This window comes from Pelagibacterium lentulum, assembly GCF_003992625.1.
GTDB classification, from domain to species: Bacteria; Pseudomonadota; Alphaproteobacteria; order Rhizobiales; family Devosiaceae; genus Pelagibacterium; species Pelagibacterium lentulum.
The window spans coordinates 126,541-143,740 of record NZ_RZMW01000029.1 but is presented as its reverse complement, the minus strand read 5'-3'; the positions used below and the strand labels follow the sequence as shown (position 1 = coordinate 143,740).

The 17,200-nt window shown below is 57.3% G+C and carries 18 protein-coding genes; 13 read left to right on the top strand and 5 right to left on the bottom strand.

The window, feature by feature from the left end; translation table 11 throughout:
* Positions 1–23 precede the first annotated feature (23 nt).
* Both EO133_RS07925 and EO133_RS07920 read left to right on the top strand, forming a co-directional pair.
* Entirely contained in the window at positions 24–353 is a 330-nt protein-coding gene (locus tag EO133_RS07925) for an SH3 domain-containing protein (protein WP_127072108.1), read from the top strand.
* A 91-nt stretch (positions 354–444) separates the two neighbouring features.
* Positions 445–1,464 carry an asparaginase gene (locus EO133_RS07920; RefSeq protein ID WP_127072107.1) on the top strand — a complete coding sequence of 340 codons (1,020 nt, stop codon included), beginning with the start codon at positions 445–447 and terminating at the stop codon, positions 1,462–1,464.
* Here EO133_RS07920 and EO133_RS07915 read toward each other — a convergent pair.
* Entirely contained in the window at positions 1,451–2,776 is a 1,326-nt protein-coding gene (locus EO133_RS07915; protein ID WP_164734927.1) for a TIGR03808 family TAT-translocated repetitive protein, read from the bottom strand. The genes EO133_RS07920 and EO133_RS07915 overlap by 14 nt on opposite strands.
* A 173-nt stretch (positions 2,777–2,949) precedes the next feature.
* Here EO133_RS07915 and EO133_RS07910 point away from each other — a divergent pair, with 173 nt between their 5' ends.
* Complete coding sequence (locus EO133_RS07910; protein ID WP_127072105.1) at positions 2,950–4,455, top strand: helicase HerA-like C-terminal domain-containing protein; 1,506 nt, start codon at positions 2,950–2,952, stop codon at positions 4,453–4,455.
* Positions 4,456–4,470: 15 nt separating this feature from the next.
* Positions 4,471–5,004: a hypothetical protein gene (locus EO133_RS07905; protein ID WP_127072104.1), complete on the top strand. Its 534-nt coding sequence runs from the start codon at positions 4,471–4,473 to the stop codon at positions 5,002–5,004.
* On the opposite strand, the gene EO133_RS07900 is transcribed toward EO133_RS07905, so the two are convergent.
* The 4 genes from EO133_RS07900 to msrB all read right to left on the bottom strand — a co-directional run bounded on the left by EO133_RS07900 (position 5,001) and on the right by msrB (position 9,301).
* On the bottom strand, positions 5,001–5,561 hold the full coding sequence (locus EO133_RS07900) for a response regulator (RefSeq protein ID WP_127072103.1): 561 nt from the start codon (positions 5,559–5,561) through the stop codon (positions 5,001–5,003). The genes EO133_RS07905 and EO133_RS07900 overlap by 4 nt on opposite strands.
* Positions 5,562–5,703: 142 nt before the next feature.
* On the bottom strand, positions 5,704–6,306 hold the full coding sequence (locus tag EO133_RS07895) for a superoxide dismutase (RefSeq protein ID WP_127072102.1): 603 nt from the start codon (positions 6,304–6,306) through the stop codon (positions 5,704–5,706).
* A gap of 112 nt (positions 6,307–6,418) precedes the next feature.
* Entirely contained in the window at positions 6,419–8,497 is a 2,079-nt protein-coding gene (locus EO133_RS07890; RefSeq protein WP_127072101.1) for a S9 family peptidase, read from the bottom strand.
* Between the two features lie 405 nt (positions 8,498–8,902).
* On the bottom strand, positions 8,903–9,301 hold the full coding sequence (gene msrB / locus EO133_RS07885; protein WP_127072100.1) for a peptide-methionine (R)-S-oxide reductase MsrB: 399 nt from the start codon (positions 9,299–9,301) through the stop codon (positions 8,903–8,905).
* Between the two features lie 214 nt (positions 9,302–9,515).
* Here msrB and EO133_RS07880 point away from each other — a divergent pair, with 214 nt between their 5' ends.
* The 9 genes from EO133_RS07880 to EO133_RS07840 all read left to right on the top strand — a co-directional run bounded on the left by EO133_RS07880 (position 9,516) and on the right by EO133_RS07840 (position 17,194).
* Positions 9,516–11,876: a putative monovalent cation/H+ antiporter subunit A gene (locus EO133_RS07880; protein WP_244640816.1), complete on the top strand. Its 2,361-nt coding sequence runs from the start codon at positions 9,516–9,518 to the stop codon at positions 11,874–11,876.
* Positions 11,876–12,298 carry an MnhB domain-containing protein gene (locus EO133_RS07875; protein WP_127072099.1) on the top strand — a complete coding sequence of 141 codons (423 nt, stop codon included), beginning with the start codon at positions 11,876–11,878 and terminating at the stop codon, positions 12,296–12,298. Before EO133_RS07880 ends, EO133_RS07875 begins: the two co-directional genes overlap by 1 nt.
* Positions 12,298–12,675 (top strand): Na+/H+ antiporter subunit C, encoded by a 378-nt coding sequence (locus EO133_RS07870; RefSeq protein WP_127072098.1) that lies wholly within the window; start codon positions 12,298–12,300, stop codon positions 12,673–12,675. The genes EO133_RS07875 and EO133_RS07870 overlap by 1 nt, the downstream gene beginning before the upstream one ends.
* 15 nt (positions 12,676–12,690) lie before the next feature.
* Positions 12,691–14,283 (top strand): Na+/H+ antiporter subunit D, encoded by a 1,593-nt coding sequence (locus tag EO133_RS07865; RefSeq protein WP_127072097.1) that lies wholly within the window; start codon positions 12,691–12,693, stop codon positions 14,281–14,283.
* A complete protein-coding gene (locus tag EO133_RS07860) occupies positions 14,280–14,762 on the top strand; it encodes a Na+/H+ antiporter subunit E (RefSeq protein ID WP_127072096.1) in 483 nt (160 codons plus the stop codon). The genes EO133_RS07865 and EO133_RS07860 overlap by 4 nt, the downstream gene beginning before the upstream one ends.
* Positions 14,759–15,082 carry a cation:proton antiporter gene (locus EO133_RS07855; protein ID WP_127072095.1) on the top strand — a complete coding sequence of 108 codons (324 nt, stop codon included), beginning with the start codon at positions 14,759–14,761 and terminating at the stop codon, positions 15,080–15,082. The genes EO133_RS07860 and EO133_RS07855 overlap by 4 nt, the downstream gene beginning before the upstream one ends.
* Positions 15,079–15,432, top strand: coding sequence for a monovalent cation/H(+) antiporter subunit G (gene mnhG / locus EO133_RS07850; RefSeq protein ID WP_127072094.1), 354 nt, complete (start codon positions 15,079–15,081; stop codon positions 15,430–15,432). The genes EO133_RS07855 and mnhG overlap by 4 nt, the downstream gene beginning before the upstream one ends.
* Positions 15,433–15,565: 133 nt before the next feature.
* Complete coding sequence (locus tag EO133_RS07845) at positions 15,566–15,988, top strand: Ros/MucR family transcriptional regulator (protein WP_280516125.1); 423 nt, start codon at positions 15,566–15,568, stop codon at positions 15,986–15,988.
* Between the two features lie 234 nt (positions 15,989–16,222).
* Positions 16,223–17,194: an IS1595 family transposase gene (locus tag EO133_RS07840; RefSeq protein WP_127072093.1), complete on the top strand. Its 972-nt coding sequence runs from the start codon at positions 16,223–16,225 to the stop codon at positions 17,192–17,194.
* The last annotated feature ends 6 nt before the right edge of the window (positions 17,195–17,200 follow it).

The window sequence follows — 17,200 nt, the reverse complement described above, 5'->3', positions numbered from 1 at the left end:
TCATCGTTCTGTTGGGGGTAAAGATGAACATCGTTTCCAAACTCACGCTTCCTGCACTTATTGGCGGTCTGGTCGCCTTGGCTGTGTCTGGAGTGTTCTCACCTTCGGTCATGGCCGGCTCCCAGAACATTGACACGATCGCACGCATTTCGCTTGATCGAGATCAAACTTTACTAACCCTTTACGCTGCGCCGGGCCAACTGGATCAGGCTGTCGGCCAACTGGAGCCGCGCGTGTGGGTTTGGGTCGATCGCTGCATGAGCGATAAGGAAACCGGAAGCTGGTGTCGCGTCGAGCGCGGCCAATCGGCCGGTTGGGTTGAGGCTCGTAACCTTTCTTTGCATTGGGAGTGAGCGACAAACGCCCTTCCGCCGTTCGGTGTCCTGTTGACTTTCCCCGCGCCTTGCGCTCCACAACGGAGCGAAAAGAAGCGGGGATTTCTCTATGGATGCCAATCCGGTACTGGCCGAGTTCACACGCGGGAATTGGGTTGAAAATCGCCATCGCGGCGCCTTTTGCATAGCGGATCCGGCAGGCAACGTCGTTGCAAGCGCCGGTGACATAGAGCGTGAGATTTTCCCGCGCTCGGCAATCAAAGCCATCCAGGCCCTTCCGATTTTTGCTACTGGCGCCCTCGAGAAATTTACTCTCGACGACGAAAATCTGGCCTTGGCCTGTGCTTCCCATCACGGTGAATCCGATCATGTGCGCGTTGCCGCCAACGCTCTGAAAAAGGTCGGCTTGAACGTCATGGCGCTCGAATGTGGTGCCCATCCGCCCACCAACAAGGCCGCGCGCAAGGCATTGGCCGATGCTGGCGAAAGGCCGTCCGCGCTTCATAACAACTGCTCGGGCAAACATGCGGGTATGCTGGCCGTCGCTCAGGCGCTCGGTATCGACCCCGCCGGATATGTGAAGCCTGAACATGAAGTCCAGAAAAGAGTACGAGCCGCGGTTGAAGCGGTGATTGGCGCAGCGCTGACCGAAAGCAAATGCGGAACGGACGGCTGTTCGATTCCGACCTGGGCGGCTCCGCTTAAAAACTTTGCCCAAGGCTTTGCTCGAATGGCGACGGGGGAAGGGCTGACCCCGGAGATGGCCAAGGCCTCCGCGCGGCTGTTCGACAGCGCGACCAGTCATCCCTTTCTGATTGCCGGCACCGATGCCTTCGACACCGAAGCAATGAAGGCGTTCGATGGCAGGCTGATGGTCAAGCTCGGGGCGGAAGGGGTATTCTGTGGTGCTTTGCGCGACAAAGGCCTGGGCTTTGCGCTCAAATGCGATGACGGCAGCCTGCCAGCGGCCACAGCTATGATTGCAGGACTTCTCAAAGCCATTGCCGAACCGGATGCTCGGCAGGCCGAAGTGCTCAATCGCTTTGCCCACCAGACGTTCAAGAACTGGTGCGGCATTGAAGTCGGATTTCTCTCTGCGACCGACGCCGTAAATATCAGCCTCCGATAATTGTGTTATCGCGGATGGTCAGGTTGGAGAACTGGCCGCCATCCGATGCGGGGTCGCGGCTGGCGATGTCCCACCAGCGATTTGCCGTGATCGCGTGGTCGCGGGCGCCGGAAATGACGTTGCCGGTTATGACGGCACTGCCCGCGCCGTCTGCTACCGAGACCGTGATGCCGATATGGACATCGCGAACAAGATTGGAACTGATCGTGACGTCGCGCAAATACGGTCCCCAGCCGGCCAGAATACCCACGCCGGGAACATTATCGACCAGATTGCCGGTGACAATGGCATCGGCTTCAGCCGCAATGCCATAGGGCGAGGTGTCGGGATTGACCTCAGAGTGGGTGGCAATGTTGCGTACGATATTGCCCGTACACGATGCCAGCCTGCCATTGTCGTTATAGTTGGTCATGGAAATGCCGGCGGCGGCGCCATCGACGATGTTGTTGGCAATCACTGAACCTGAAAACTCGAACTCCGAGAAGATTGCCACCTCCCCGGAATTAAAGCAGGTATTGCCGACGATCTGCGTGTTGTTGGTTGTGTTGAGCCTTATGGCTGAAAACGTGCAGTCGGATATGGCATTGTCCGAAACGATGACACCATCGGCGCGAAAGACGTTGATGCCGTTGCCATTCTGCCCATTTCCGCCATTGGTCCAATCTATGTTCCAGATGCGGTTGCCGGTAACGATGGCACCGTCGATTGCATTTTCGCCGCGCCAGACACGAATGCCGCCATTGCCACAATCATGGACGCGATTATTGCTGATAAAGACGGCTTCGCCATCGTAAATGAATATGCCCGACAGTGCGCTTTCCCAGACATCGCAATTGGTAATGCGGACCGAACTGCTCAAGGCAGAAAGGCCATTCAGTTGCGTATTGGTTATGTTGCAGGCTTCAATCACGATGTCACTGGACTGGCTGACATGGATCAGCCCCCCATGCCATTCGTCGCCATCGGCGCCACTTCCGTCGAGAGTGAGGCCCGAGAGCGTGACATGGCGGACCTGTCTGATGTCGAACAAGGCCCCTTGGCCCGCATGTATAAGTGTGGTGGCGCCGGGAACGCCCGAGATCACGACATTAGACGGCAGGTGCAATGTGCGCGTGACAAAACGTCCTGAAGGAAGCGAGAGGCGCCCGTCGCTGGACGCGGCGGCGTCGATGGCCGATTGCAATACAAGGGTTTGTTCAATGCTGGGGTCCGGCACCAGACCAGATTGGGCATAGACCGATGCCGTGGCAAAGGGCAGTGCGGCGCCAATGGCAGAACCCGATGTCAAAAACCGGCGGCGGGAAAGGGGCATGTTACCTCGGGCACATTTGAAAGAGTGAGGGCCGACTCTATAGGTTTGGCACCGATTTTCCATGAGAGCTGCATGACGTGGTAAATCTGGCTGCAACTGCGACCTGTAGGCTTGTCCGCGCCCATGACAGCGAGATAGGGTGAAAGCCGACTGGGGAATCGGGATAGGGCATCATGCTTGTCGACAACGCTGTTTATCTGGGGACCAGCACGCGGCCGGAATATCTTGCGCTTGAATTCGGTAATCGGCACGGGCTCATAACCGGGGCAACCGGGACCGGGAAAACCGTTACAATGCAGATATTGGCCGAAGGGTTTTCCCGCGCGGGCGTACCTGTGTTCTGCGCCGATATTAAGGGCGATGTATCCGGGCTGGCAGCGCCGGGTGAGCCGAAAGATTTCCTGAGCGCACGCGCCGAAAAGATCGGGCTCGCCGATTATTCGTTTGAGGGCTATCCGACGATTTTCTGGGATCTGTTCGGGCGTCAGGGCCATCCGGTGCGCACGACCGTTTCCGAGATGGGGCCATTGCTGCTTTCCCGCGTGCTTGAGCTCAATCCAACCCAGGAAGGAGTTCTCAATGTCGCCTTTCGGGTGGCCGACGACGAGGGGCTTCTGCTTCTCGATTTCAAGGATTTGCGTTCGCTGCTGAACTATGTTTCCGAACGCAGAAGCGAGTTGTCGGCCCGTTATGGCAACATTGCGAGCGCGAGCGTGGGCGCAATCCAACGGGCCTTGCTGGTGCTTGAGCAGCAAGGCGGCGAGATGTTTTTTGGCGAGCGGGCGCTTGAGATTGCCGATCTGATGCGCGTGGACGCACAGGGCAGGGGCTATATTTCGCTGCTGGCAGCCGACGAACTGATGCGTGCGCCGCGGCTCTATGCCATTTTCCTGCTCTGGCTTTTGTCCGAGCTTTTCGAGCAGCTTCCCGAAGTCGGCAATCCCGACAAGCCAAAGCTCGTCTTCTTTTTTGAAGAAGCACATCTGCTGTTCAACGAGGCGCCGAAGGTGCTTCTCGACAAGATCGAGCAGGTTGTAAAGCTGGTGCGTTCCAAGGGGGTTGGGGTTTATTTCGTGACCCAGAACCCGATGGATGTTCCTGAGCCGGTGCTGGCCCAGCTCGGTAATCGGATTCAACACGCCTTGCGTGCCTATACACCCAAGGAACAGCGCGCGGTGCGCGCTGCTTCCGATGCGTTCCGGCCAAACCCGGAGTTTTCGACCGCCGAGGCCATCACTCAATTGGGAACCGGTGAGGCCCTGGTTTCCGTGCTGGAAGACAAGGGAGCGCCATCGATTGTCGGGCGCACGCTGATCCGCCCGCCATCCTCGCGCATGGGGCCGTTGACAGAAGTTGAGCGCCGCGCGGCCATGGCGGGCAGTCCGGTGGCCGGAAAATACGACACGGTTTATGATCGCGAGTCGGCCTATGAGGTGCTGGACCGCCGGGCGCAAGAGGCCTTGCGCGAGGCGGAATTTACGGCCCGAGAGGCTGAAATCGCCAAGCGTGAGGCAGCCCAACACAAAGCGCAGGACCGCGCGGCGGCACCTGCGCGTCGTACGTCCAGCCGCCAGACGCCTGTGGAAGCGGCGACAATGACCGTGGTGAGAACCGTCAGCCGTCACGTTGGCAATGCGCTTGTCAGGGGCATATTGGGGAGTTTGACGCGTGGCCGCTAGAGGGTTCCCGGTTATATGAAGCGGCCTGTTATCACCGTATTTGCCGATAGCGGCGCGACGCCGTTCGATGGCGTTTATGCCTACGCGGGCGATGCCATTGGCAAGAAGGCCGGGCATATCATCTGTCCTTTGCGTGAAGGGCTTTGGCCCAAGGCTCTTGTCAATGCCGCCCTTAAACATGCCAAAACGCAGATCACCTTCGTTACAACGCCCGAAACTGTTCTCGTGGACATCCCTGCAGGGATAGATATTGAGACTGCCCAAGATCACCGCGCCGCCAACATGCGGGCGGCCAGTCTGGGGCAGACCATTGTTGGATTGCCTGCCAATTTTGGCACGATTTCAGCGCTTTATACCGCCTGGGCCGATCTTGGCGGGGCGCAAAGCGGCAAGACGGTCGGCCTGCTCAACCGCAAAAATGCCTTTGAAGTGGTGCGCGGCTTTTTCACCGACGTCGCTGCGGTCGGTATCGGCAATATCGATCACCTGATCCAGATCTCCGATAATTTCGACGATCTGCTCAACAGGCTGATGCGGCTCGAAAATTAGTTTGGCTCCAGGTGCTCGTCGGCCTTTGAGCGCAGTGCCTTGTGAGCAACGAACGAGACAATGTTCTCCCCGCGCCGTTCCAGCGGAATGTCCCGCGTATCTGCAATGACGCCGCGGCCGCGACGCTCCGGCCCGACATAACCGTCATCAATCGCGATATAGCCGCGCGGACCTTCCGAAAGCCGGGTGCGAATGCGCTCTTCGAGGTAGAGCGGGCTCATCGGCTTGACGATAACTTCATCGATGCCCGCCCGCACGCAATCGCCGCGCATGGCAATGTCGATGGTTCGGGTCATAGCGATGATCTGCACATGCCGCGAAATAACGAGAAGATCTTCGCGCAGAGGCAGGATGATGTCGGGAGCGGTTTGTTCGCCCAGCGCATAGTCGCAAACCAGCATGGCCACCGGCGCAATGCGCATATAGGAGCCGAGCGCCCTGGCATCCCTGAACTCGCGCACGCGCCATGACTTGTTCTGCCGCAAGGTCGCTCCAAGGATGGAGGTCAAAGCAGCGCTTTCACAAAGAATGGCGATGGTGGGTATGGGCGAAGACAATGATCGGGTCCGCTTACGTTGGCTAACAAAAGCTTAACACGATCATTTTAGAGTCGGGTAGTGCGTGCGGGGATAAATCCCCAATGCAAACGGCCCGCCTGTGGACAGACGGGCCGCAGCATCGAAACTTCAGGTACAAACCTTACTTGGAAGCGGCTTCGAAGAGTTCCTCGACATATTCCCAGTTAACTAGATTGTCGAACCAGGCTTCGAGATATTTCGGACGCGCATTGCGGTAGTCGATATAGTAGGAGTGCTCCCAAACGTCGACGCCGAGCAGCGGCGTGCCACCATGAACGAGCGGGTTTTCGCCGTTCGGGGTCTTGGTGACTTCCAGCTTGCCATTCTTGAAGGTCAGCCATGCCCAGCCCGAACCGAACTGGCCTGCGCCTGCGGCAAGGAAGTCCTCACGGAACTTGTCATAACCGCCAAGGTCGGAATCGATAGCCGCCTGCAGCTTGCCGGGGAGCGACTTGCCGCCGCCATTGGGCTTCATCCACTTCCAGAAGTGAATGTGGTTGTAGTGCTGGCCTGCATTGTTGAACAGGCCCTGGTTCTTGCCGAAGCTTTCCTTGACGACTTCTTCGAGCGACTTGCCTTCAAGGCCCGAACCTTCGAGCAGCTTATTGCCATTGGTGACATAAGCCTGATGATGCTTGTCATGGTGGAACTCGAGCGTTTCCGCCGACATATAGGGCCCGAGGGCATCATAGGCATAGGGAAGATCGGGGAGAGAAAAGCTCATTGGAAGGCCTCCTTATTACGTGTCTGAAATCCTTGCGCCCGGCAATTTACCAAGCAAGTGCTTCTTATATATAGGGCCGGTTGTGATCCTGCAACGCATTGCCTGAGAAAACTTATGCCAATTGTGCGCATTTAAGCGCAAAAGCATATACGATTGCCGCTTCCTTGATCCGCTCGAATCGGCCCGACGCGCCAGCATGGCCTGCGCCCATATTGGTTCGCAGGTACAATGCATTGCCATCGGTCTTGGTTGCACGCAGTTTCGCCACCCATTTTGCAGGTTCCCAATAGGTGACGCGAGGATCGGTGAGACCGGCCAGCGCAAGAATCGGCGGATAGGCCTTGGCCTCGACATTGTCATATGGCGAATAGGACGCGATGCGATCATAGGCGTCTTTCGAGGCAATCGGGTTGCCCCACTCAGGCCATTCGGGCGGGGTGAGTGGCAGGGTATCGTCGAGCATGGTGTTGAGCACATCGACAAAGGGGACAATCGCCATGACACCGCCCCAGAGGTCGGGGCGCATGTTCGCAACCGCACCCATCAACATACCCCCTGCAGAACCACCTTCGGCAATGATGCGACCTTTGGCCGAGTAGCCTTTCTCGATAAGCATTTCAGCGGCCGCAATGAAGTCAGTAAAGGTGTTGGCCTTATGCTCGGCGCGCCCGTTCTTGTACCAGCGATAGCCTTTGTCCATGCCGCCGCGAACATGAGCGATAGCAAAGACAAAGCCGCGATCGACAAGCGAGAGGTTGGAAACCGAAAAGCTCGCCGGAAGAGAATGGCCATAAGAGCCATAGCCATAAAGCAGGGCCGGGGCCGAGCCATCGAGCTTGAGGCCCTTGCGATAGAGCAGGGTGACGGGAACTTCCTCGCCATCGGCGGCTTTGGCGAACAGCCTGCGGGTTTCATAAAGGTCAGGGTCGTGGCCCGAGGGCACTTCCTGTTGCTTGCGCAAGACCCGTTCGCCGGTTTCCAGGTCCATGTCAAAGACCTGGGCCGGAGTGGTCGGGGAGGAATAGGAAAAGCGGATGGTTGCGGTATCGAACTCATAACCACTCTGAAGGCCGAGCGAATAGGCCTCCTCGGGAAAGGCGATGGTTTCTTCCTTGTGCGTCCGCAGATCGCGCACCACGATGCGCGGCAGACCATCCTTGCGCTCCAACCGGATGAGGTGATTGGCAAGCAATTCGATCTCAAGGATCAGCGTACCGGACTGGTGCGGCACAAGATCGGTCCAGTGCGCGGCGCCGGGTGTAGCCAGAGGGGCGGTGACGATCTTGAAGTCTTCCGCCTCGTTGTCGTTGGTCAGGATAAAAAGCGTGTCGCCGCGTTCCTCGACCGAATATTCCGTGTTCTCGTGGCGTGGTTCCACGCAGAAAGGCGCGCCGCCCTTGTCCGCGTCGATGAGCCAGACTTCCGATGTCTGATGGTCATGGACCGAGATGGTGATGAACCTGCGCGATTGGGTAAGTCCGACACCAACGAAAAAGCCGGGGTCCTGTTCCTCATAGACAATCGCATCCTCGCTTTGCGGCGTGCCGAGCTTGTGCTGGCGGACGCGGAAGGGGCGGTGGTTTTCGTCAAGCTCAACGTAATAGAACGATTTGGAATTATTGGCCCAGGTTGCGCCGCTTCCTACCTTCTCGATTGTCTCGTCGCGATCCTTGCTGCTATCAACATCGCGAATATGGATCGTGTAGTATTCCGAACCGTTACGATCAGCAGCCCATGCAATCATTTTGTGACAGGGCGAATGCTCGGCCCCGCCAAAGCCAAAATAGCCATCGCCCGCTTCTGCGTTGCAGTCGAGCAAAACAACTTCCTCGCCACCATCGCGCAGTGTGCGCGCCATGAGCGGATATTGGTCGCCTTCGCGGGTGCGCGAAAGATAGGCAAAGGGCCCGTCGGGCGCCGGGACGGAGGAATCGTCTTCCTTTATGCGGCCTCGGATTTCCTTGTAGATCGTCTCCTGCAACGCCTTGGTCGGTTCGCCGAATTCGCTCTCATACCAAGCGTTTTCCGCTTCGAGATAATCGCGGATGTCCTGCGGCAAGGTCGCTGGCTCGGCCATGACCTCACGCCAGTTTTCAGCCCGAAGCCAGGCATAGGGATCGGTCCGGGTAATCCCGTGACGCGTATCGGAATGCGGGCGCTGTTGTGCGATCGGCGGAGTCTTGTCGCTCATGATGGTCCTGAAACTGGTCGTACGTGAGGGCGATGGAGAGAAGTTCGATTGCCATTGTATGGCGTTTTGTGCCGCTGGAAACAAGAGGAGGGGATGGGCAACTGCCTCACGCGGCTTGGCCTCCGTCGGTACGGGCACTTCCGAAGGCTTCACGCGCTCAAGTTATCGATACCCGACCTACCCGGTTTCTCTCGCGGACTTGATCCGCAGGTCTGCGCCCCTTCAAGCCAGGGGACGAGGCAGGCATCGATGTAAGAACGGAGAGTGGCGCGCGTACCTTGTCTTGGTCTTAGCCCAGGGTAACAGTAGGCATGTGACGCTGCTCCGTTGCACATCACCGTTGTCGCCACGGGATTTATTCCCGGACCCAGTTGATGAGCGGGCGGCAAACTCAAACCTTAATGCCTATTGCCCTGGCTTGAAGTCGAGCGACGTGCCGTTGGTGCAGTAGCGAAGTCCGGTTGGGGCCGGGCCATCTGGAAAGACATGTCCAAGATGGGCGTCGCAATTGGCGCAGCGAATTTCTGTGCGGCGCATGAAATGGCTGCGGTCATCGACTTCCTTGATTGCATCTTCGGAAACCGGCTGGAAGAAACTGGGCCAGCCAGAACCGGAATCGTATTTGCTATCCGATGTAAAAAGCGGCACCCCGCAACAGACGCAATAATAAAGCCCCTCGCGCTTTTCCTCGTTATATGGATGGGAAAAAGCACGCTCTGTGCCATGTTCACGCGTGACGTGGAACTGTTCGGGCGTCAATTTATCGCGCCATTCGCTCTTGGAAATATCTGCTTTGTCGGTCATGTTACGGCGCCTTTCGATTTCAATATGCCCTTGGGCATGTTGTTAACGGATATGGTGTTTCTGTCTGGCGGCTTCAACGTGAACTTATCCCCATTGGCTCCGGTTTTTGTTGAGCTTGCGGTGGTGCGCGTTATGTTTGCCATGTGATTCTTCAGGCGCCTGGTCGGTTCTGCGGTCTGGTGCAGGTTTGTGTTGTAACGCTTCGGGGGCGACTTTGGGTCCAAGCCTAGATTTTTCGATTGCGCTGATTGCCATTGCACCGTTTGTGGCCGCACTTTTCGCTCCCTGGATAAAGCACTTCACTGGCCAGTTGGCCGGCTGGATTCTCGCCATCGTGCCCCTGAGTATCTTTATCATGCTGCTCGGCTTTATCGAACCGGTTTCAGGCAATAATGTTGTTGTCGCAGCCTTGCCGTGGATACCATCCTACGGCATCGAGTTCTCCTTTTTTGTCGACGGCCTGAGCCTTGTTTTCGGTTTGCTGATTTCGGGTATCGGCACTTTCATCGTCATCTATTCAGGCGGCTATCTCGCCGGTCATCCCCATCATGGACGGTTCTTTTCTTATATCCTGATGTTCATGGGCTCGATGCTCGGGCTGGTTCTTGCCGACAACATCTTCACCCTGTTCGTTTTCTGGGAGTTGACCTCTATCACCTCCTTCCTGCTGATCGGGTTCGACCATTCGCGTCAGGCTGCGCGGCGCGCGGCCATTCAGGCATTGGTTGTGACCGGCGGCGGCGGATTGCTGCTGCTCGCAGGACTCATTCTGCTGTCGACCATGACCGGGCAGAATTCGTTGACCGGCCTTCTGGCTACGGCCGGATTGGCGCAGAGCCATGGCGCATATATCATCGCATTGCTGCTGGTGATCGGTGGCGCTTTCGCCAAATCGGCACAGTTCCCGCTCCATTTCTGGTTGCCTAACGCTATGGAGGCGCCGACCCCGGTTTCTGCGTTCCTGCACTCGGCAACCATGGTCAAGGCCGGTGTCTATCTGCTGGCACGTATGAACCCAGTGCTGGGTGGCACCGAACCCTGGTTCTGGATATTGACGCTGTTTGGCGGGGTAACGCTGCTTCTGGGCGGCGCGCTGGCGATCCGGCAGACCGACCTCAAGCAGATGCTGGCCTATACGACGCTGGGGTCGCTCGGTCTGCTCGTGTTGCTGATCGGTGTCGGCACCAAGGAGGCCATTCTCGGCGCGATCCTATATCTTTGTGCGCATTCGCTGTTCAAGGGCGCTATGTTCATGATCGCCGGGACCATCGATCATGGCACTGGCACACGCGACATCACGGCGCTTGGCGGGCTGCGCGAGAAAATGCCGATTACGTTTATTGCCGCACTGCTGTCTGTCATCTCGATGGCCGGCTTTCCAATCGCATTGGGCTTCCTGGCAAAGGAAGAAATGTACCTGGCCATGACCATGGGACTCTGGCCGGACCTCCTGTTCCTCGCGGTTCTGATCGTGGGCAACAGCCTGATGATGGCCGTCGGTCTGCTGATCGCGCTCAAGCCCTTCCTCGGGGCGCTCAAGCCGACGCCTTACAAGCCGCATGAAGGCTCGCTATCGCTCTATTCCGGGCCGGTCGTGCTGAGCGTTCTGGGCGTCATTGCAGGTCTGTTCACCGGCTGGATCAATGCCAATGTGCTCAATCCGACCGGCGCCTCAATTTACAATCAGGCCGTGGACGCCAGTGTCTATCTCGGCTTCCCGATCACCGAACCGAAAGTCTGGGCGTCGATTGCGACATGGATTTTGGGTGGTGTGCTGTTCTGGAAAGCCGAAGCGGTGCGCGGTGCCCTGCGCCGGGCGGGCAATGCCATCGGCTGGACCTTCGATATCGGTTTTGACGCAACAATGTTCGGGTTGGTCCGGCTCGCCGACGGGGTGACGCGTTTCCTTCATCACGGCAAGCTCGAATGGTACACGCTCGTGATGTTCGTGGTGCTGGCCCTCACGCTTTATCTGCCAATGCTGATTACCGGCACTGCGCCTTCGATACCGGACTTCCCGATCCTCACATTCTATGAATGGGGTGCGCTGCTCTTTGCTGTGATCGGGCTTGCAGCCGTTCTGGTGGCGAAAACCCGTCTGGTGGCAATCGTTGCGCTTGGTATCCAGGGCTTTGCAGTAGCTGTGATCTTCCTGCTGTTTGGCGCTCCCGATCTAATCTGGACCCAGTTCATGGTCGAAACGCTTTCGGTCGTGATTCTTGCGCTTGTGATGACGCGGCTGCATCTCGATCAGCGCGATCACCGCGAGCCGGCATTGGCGCTACGCGATGGCGTGGTTTCGCTGGCTGCGGCAACGGGCTTTGCCTTCGTGCTTTTGTCCGTGCTCCAGACCGATCTCGATCTCACGCTCACACGCCTGTTTGAAGCCACAAGCGCGCCGGTCGCTCATGGCCGCAACATCGTCAACGTGATCCTCGTCGATTACCGCGCGGTGGATACGCTGGGCGAAATCTCGGTGGTCATGGCCGCCGGCCTTGCCATCCTTGCGCTGATCCGCCTGAGGGCCAAGCCGGCCCGGAAACCTTCAACGCCGCGCGCGCGGAGGAACGCATAATGAATACCGTCATTTTCCGAACAGTAGCGCCCGGCCTTGCCGCGCTCATGATCATGTTCTCGATTTATGTGCTGCTGCGCGGCCATAACGAGCCGGGGGGCGGCTTTATCGGCGGGCTGATCGGCGCGTCCGGGCTGGCGATCTATGGTATTGCCTGCGGAGTTCAAGAGGCGCGCAAGGCGCTTGTTATCCATCCCATCGTACTGGCGGGATTCGGCGTTTTCATTGGCGCGTTGTCAGGCTTTTTTGCCCTGTTCGCACAGGAGCCGTTCCTGACCGGCCTGTGGCTGATTTTCCATGTGGAAGGCACTGAGGTCGCACTTTCGACGCCGCTGATCTTCGATATTGGGGTTTATGCGACGGTTGTGGGATCGGTGGCCACCATTGCCTTGAGTCTGGAAGACAGCGAGGAGGAAGACTGATGGAAATCGCACTTGTTGGGCTTGTAACGCTTTTCTTTGCGGTTGCGCTCTATCTCATCCTGTCCAAATCGATCATCCGCATGCTGCTTGGCGTTGTGGTGCTGGGCAACGCGGTGCATCTGCTGATCTTCACCATCGGGCGGTTGACCACGGAAATCCCGCCGATCATTCCTGCCGGTACATATGTCCCGCTTGAAGGCTCGGCCAACCCGCTGCCCCAGGCACTGATCCTGACCGCTATCGTGATCAGTTTCGCGCTTTTCGCCTTCCTTCTGGTGCTTGGCTATCGCGCTTACGAAGAACTCGATGCGGACAATACCGACAATATGCGGCTCGCCGAACCCGAAGACGCTCCACGCCCACCTTTCAGCTACTAGGATCAAGTAACAACAATGGCGACTGCCGAAACATCCTACGATGCCCTGAACCTGCCGCCGCACTTCATCGAAAGTGCAACGCCTGCGGCAGACTGGATCCTGATCTGGCCCGTGGCGCTTACGCTTTTGGGATCGGGTCTTCTGGTTATGCTCCGAGGCAACCGCACGGCGCAGGTGGGCTTTGCCGCTGCCATCACGCTGGCGGTCGTAATTTCCAACATATACCTTCTGCTGCGCGTATTTGAAGTCGGCCCAATCGCCATGACGATGGGCAAATGGCTGCCGCCTTTCGGCATTACCTTTGTGGCCGATATGACAAGCGCGCTGTTCTGTCTTGCGGCATCACTTTCAACGCTTGTGGTGATCTTTTATGCGCAGATCGAACTCGACGACCGCGAGCATCGCTTCGGGTTCTACCCGCTGGTCCTGCTGTTGCTCTGCGGTGTCTGCGGTTCGTTCCTGACAGGGGACATCTTCAACCTCTATGTCTGGTTCGAGGTCATGCTGATCTCCTCGTTCGGCCTGCTGATCCTGGGCGGACGCAAGGTGCAGCTCGACGGTGCCGTGAAATATGGCTTCCTGAACCTGCTGGCGACGACTTTCTTCCTGGTTGCGATCGCCTACACCTATGGCCTGACCGGTTCGCTCAATGTCGCCGACATCGCGCAAAAGGCTGGTGACATGCCTCTCGGCTCGATGGTCTCGGTGGCGGCCTTGTTCCTGCTTGCCTTCGGCATCAAGGCTGCGGCTTTTCCGGCCAACGCCTGGTTGCCCGCGGCATATCACACGCCGTCGATTTCGGTTTCGGCCCTGTTTGGCGGCATGCTGACAAAGGTTGGCGCCTATGCGCTCTACCGTGTCCTTGTCCTCATCATGCCCGAGGGGCGCGATTTCCTCGAACCGGCTATTATCGCCATTGCCGTGGCGACAATGGTGCTCGGCCCGCTGGGCGCATTGGCGCAGACCAACATCCGGCGCGCAATCGGCTTTATGGTTATCGGTGGCATCGGCGTATTGTTTGCCGGACTGGCGATAAATTCCATGCACGGCGTGGGTGGCGGGGTCATTTATGCAATGCACTCCATTCTGACCCTTACCGCGCTCTATCTGATTGGCGGGCTGGTAGAGCGCATGAGCGGCACCAACGATATCCGCTTCATGGGCGGCATCTATGGCGCCAGCGCCTTGCTGTCGATAGCCTTCATAATCCTCGTGTTCGCCGTTGCCGGACTGCCACCGTTTCTCGGCTTCTGGCCAAAACTTCTGCTGGTCGAAGGCGCGATCCGGGTCGGTGACTGGCTTTTGGTGGCCGGGCTGCTTATCAATTCGCTGTTGACCCTGATTGCGGCGAGCCGGCTGTGGGCCCATATTTTCTGGCGCAATGGCCATGAAGGCGAGCGGTCCGAACAGGCCAACGAAACCCTTCGTCTGCTCACACCCCATGAGATTCGGCTGGGCATGGTGCCTGCCTTGGCGTTGATTGCGGTGATCGTCGGTATGGGTCTTTTCCCGGATTGGGTCTTTAGCGCAGGCGGCATTGCAGCAATGGATATGCTCTCGCCCGATCGTTATATTAGCGCTGTGTTCGCGGAGGTACCCCAACCATGACCTTTGTGTTTCTGGTTGTCATTCTTGCCTTGATCTGGGCAGCCGTAACCGGCTCGTTCACCCTGCTCAATCTGTTGCTCGGTGGTGCGGTTTCGGCACTGGCGGTCATGTTCATCCGCGACCGGGTGGATCAGCCCTATTTCCTGCGACGTATGGGACGCATTATCTCGCTTGGCGCTCTTTTCTTTTATGAACTGGCGTTATCGGCCTGGCGCGTGGCGGTTCTTGTGTGCCGTCCCAATATGCATGGACAATTGCGGCCAGCCATTTTTGCATTTCCGCTTACGGTGCAGTCGGATCAGGAAATCACGTTGCTTTCCAACCTTTTGACGCTAACGCCGGGCACCCTGGGCCTCGATGTATCCGAGGATAAGAAGTATCTTTATGTTCATGCTCTGGAATATCGCGACGAAGAAGAGATGATCGCCAATATCCGCGATGGCTTTGAAGCCCGCATTCGGGAGGTGTTCGAGCAATGAGCGGCGCAGAGTTTCTCTTTCACGCGACAACGGTTTCCCTTGCCTTGATGACGCTTGCATTGCTGCTTGCAATGTATCGGATCATCGCAGGACCAAGCCTTCCAGACCGGATTCTTGGTCTTGAAATGCTGATCGGCATCGTGATCGGCTATATCGTCGTCATCGCGTTGCGTACAGGTTTGACGCTTTATCTGGATATAGCCATCGGGCTGGGGCTTGTCGGCTTCCTGTCCACTGTCGCATTCGCCCGTTTTGTGCTGCAGCGCTGGCAGATCAGCCAAACTGCCGCTGAGGATACCCGTCCGGAGGCCCGCAAATGATCGTGGAAGCATTGTTCTATCTTGCCGGTATCTTGCTGATCATCGGAGCGCTGTTCAGCCTGGTTGCCGTTATCGGAATTTTGCGGCTGCCCGATCTCTACACGCGCATTCACGCCGCGTCGAAAGCCGGAACGGTCGGATCAGGGCTTGCTTTTCTCGCTATCGCCCTTGTGTCCTTCGACACTGCGGTAATTCTGCGCGCATTCGTCGGTATAGTCTTTTTCATGCTGACGGCCCCAATATCGGCGCATCTTTTGTCGCGTGCAGCCTATATGGCGGGATACAAGCCTTACGATGGCACAGTCTATAATGTGCTGGAGGGAAAAGGTGGCAATTCAACTAAACTGTGACGAAACAAACTTTGGACAAGATGTCCCATGATACTTGAATCGTATCAAAAACAACTTTAATTCATCGATACTGCGCTTCGCGCAATATTCCTTTCCAATCGAGTACCCGCCCCCAAAGAGAAAGGGACAAGTAATGTCCGCAACTGAAACGATGGAACCGAGGGTCGATATTGACCTGGTGGAATTCAGCACCGAAATCGTGTCAGCCTATGTATCGCATAATGCGATCAGTCCTGCTGATCTGCCCAGACTGATTGCCGACGTACACAGCGCACTCAAGCTACTTGCGGCTGAAGAAGTCGCCGCGCCCGTCGAAGACAAGAAGCCTGCTGTTCCAGTTCGTAAATCGGTTACGCCCGATTACATAGTGTGCCTTGAAGACGGGAAAAAATTCAAATCCCTCAAGCGCCATTTACGCACGCACTACAACCTCTCTCCGGAAGAATATCGCGAGAAATGGGGTTTGCCCGCCGATTATCCGATGGTCGCGCCAAGCTATTCGGCAACGCGCTCGAAACTGGCCAAGGACAACGGCTTGGGCCGCAAGGCAAGCTGAGCTCAGCCCACAAAAAGGGCAGGGGGAGCCCTTTCCGCCTGGCTTCAAACGCTTGATAGCATGACGTTTTTCAGCCGCCCATCGGGCGGCTGTTTTTGTTTTACCGTGCAGTACGCAAACTTTTTGCAATGACTTATCCCCGTCAGGTCCACATCGGTTATAGGAATTATATTCTAATTATATACTTGACAAAAGTGGGCTGATAAGCGACAAAGGGTCAAGGAGTTAGCAGCCATGACCACTTTCACAGACCCGATCTTTCACGATGAAGACGCAGCCCGCGCGCACCTTGAGGCGATCCGCTGGCCGCATGGTCCTAACTGCCCGCATTGCGGCAACACCGATCAGGGCAAGATTGCAAAGGTCGACGGTCGGAAGCAGTCGCACCGCTCAGGGCTACACTACTGCAATGAGTGCAAGGGTCAGTTCACCGTGACGGTTGGTTCGGTCATGGAACGGTCAAAGGTTCCGCTGCACAAATGGGTATTCGCTTTTCACCTTTATGCATCGAGCAAGAAGGGCATGAGCGCACACCAGTTGCACCGCATGCTCGGCGTTACATACAAAACCGCTTGGTTCATGGCTCACCGCATTCGTGAGGCCATGAAAGAGGACGTTGCATCGTCCGGCCCCATTGGTGGCGAAGGCAAGACCGTGGAAGCCGACGAGACCTACATCGGCAAGCGTGAAGATCAGTCCATGTCACCGCAGCGCAAGGGGCGTCCTTACCTCAAGCGCAAGCCCGGTGGCCGCAAGATGACCGTTGTTGCTCTTGTCGAGCGCGGCGGACGTGCCCGCATGTTCCACGTCAAGGACGCAACCAAGGCCACGGTGCAGCATATCCTGTTCACCAATGCCCCGCGCACCTCAACGCTCTACACAGACGAAAGCCGCCTCTATACCGAGACCGGCAAGGAATATGCTGGCCATGAGACGGTGAACCACAGCGCCAAGGAATATGCGCGCGGGATTATCCACACCAACACCATCGAAAACGTGTTCTCTGTGTTCAAACGCGGCATGCGGGGGGTCTATCAGCATTGCGCTGAAAAGCACCTTCATCATTATCTTGCCGAATTTGACTTCCGCTACAATCGCCGCGCTGCCCTTAAGGTCAGCGATAGGGAGCGGGCAGAAGACGCCCTTCGCGGGGCCGCTGGAAAGCGCCTGATGTATCATCAAGCTAGTGCGGCCTCTTACGCCTAAGCAGAA

Excerpts from the sequence above, each read along its gene's own strand:
- EO133_RS07925 (WP_127072108.1), top strand. The coding sequence starts at position 24 with ATGAACATCGTTTCCAAACTCACGCTTCCTGCACTTATTGGCGGTCTG.
- EO133_RS07920 (WP_127072107.1), top strand. The coding sequence starts at position 445 with ATGGATGCCAATCCGGTACTGGCCGAGTTCACACGCGGGAATTGGGTT.
- EO133_RS07915 (WP_164734927.1), bottom strand. The coding sequence starts at position 2,776 with ATGCCCCTTTCCCGCCGCCGGTTTTTGACATCGGGTTCTGCCATTGGC.
- EO133_RS07910 (WP_127072105.1), top strand. The coding sequence starts at position 2,950 with ATGCTTGTCGACAACGCTGTTTATCTGGGGACCAGCACGCGGCCGGAA.
- EO133_RS07905 (WP_127072104.1), top strand. The coding sequence starts at position 4,471 with ATGAAGCGGCCTGTTATCACCGTATTTGCCGATAGCGGCGCGACGCCG.
- EO133_RS07895 (WP_127072102.1), bottom strand. The coding sequence starts at position 6,306 with ATGAGCTTTTCTCTCCCCGATCTTCCCTATGCCTATGATGCCCTCGGG.
- EO133_RS07890 (WP_127072101.1), bottom strand. The coding sequence starts at position 8,497 with ATGAGCGACAAGACTCCGCCGATCGCACAACAGCGCCCGCATTCCGAT.
- msrB (WP_127072100.1), bottom strand. The coding sequence starts at position 9,301 with ATGACCGACAAAGCAGATATTTCCAAGAGCGAATGGCGCGATAAATTG.
- EO133_RS07875 (WP_127072099.1), top strand. The coding sequence starts at position 11,876 with ATGAATACCGTCATTTTCCGAACAGTAGCGCCCGGCCTTGCCGCGCTC.
- EO133_RS07870 (WP_127072098.1), top strand. The coding sequence starts at position 12,298 with ATGGAAATCGCACTTGTTGGGCTTGTAACGCTTTTCTTTGCGGTTGCG.
- EO133_RS07865 (WP_127072097.1), top strand. The coding sequence starts at position 12,691 with ATGGCGACTGCCGAAACATCCTACGATGCCCTGAACCTGCCGCCGCAC.
- EO133_RS07860 (WP_127072096.1), top strand. The coding sequence starts at position 14,280 with ATGACCTTTGTGTTTCTGGTTGTCATTCTTGCCTTGATCTGGGCAGCC.
- EO133_RS07855 (WP_127072095.1), top strand. The coding sequence starts at position 14,759 with ATGAGCGGCGCAGAGTTTCTCTTTCACGCGACAACGGTTTCCCTTGCC.
- mnhG (WP_127072094.1), top strand. The coding sequence starts at position 15,079 with ATGATCGTGGAAGCATTGTTCTATCTTGCCGGTATCTTGCTGATCATC.
- EO133_RS07845 (WP_280516125.1), top strand. The coding sequence starts at position 15,566 with ATGTCCGCAACTGAAACGATGGAACCGAGGGTCGATATTGACCTGGTG.
- EO133_RS07840 (WP_127072093.1), top strand. The coding sequence starts at position 16,223 with ATGACCACTTTCACAGACCCGATCTTTCACGATGAAGACGCAGCCCGC.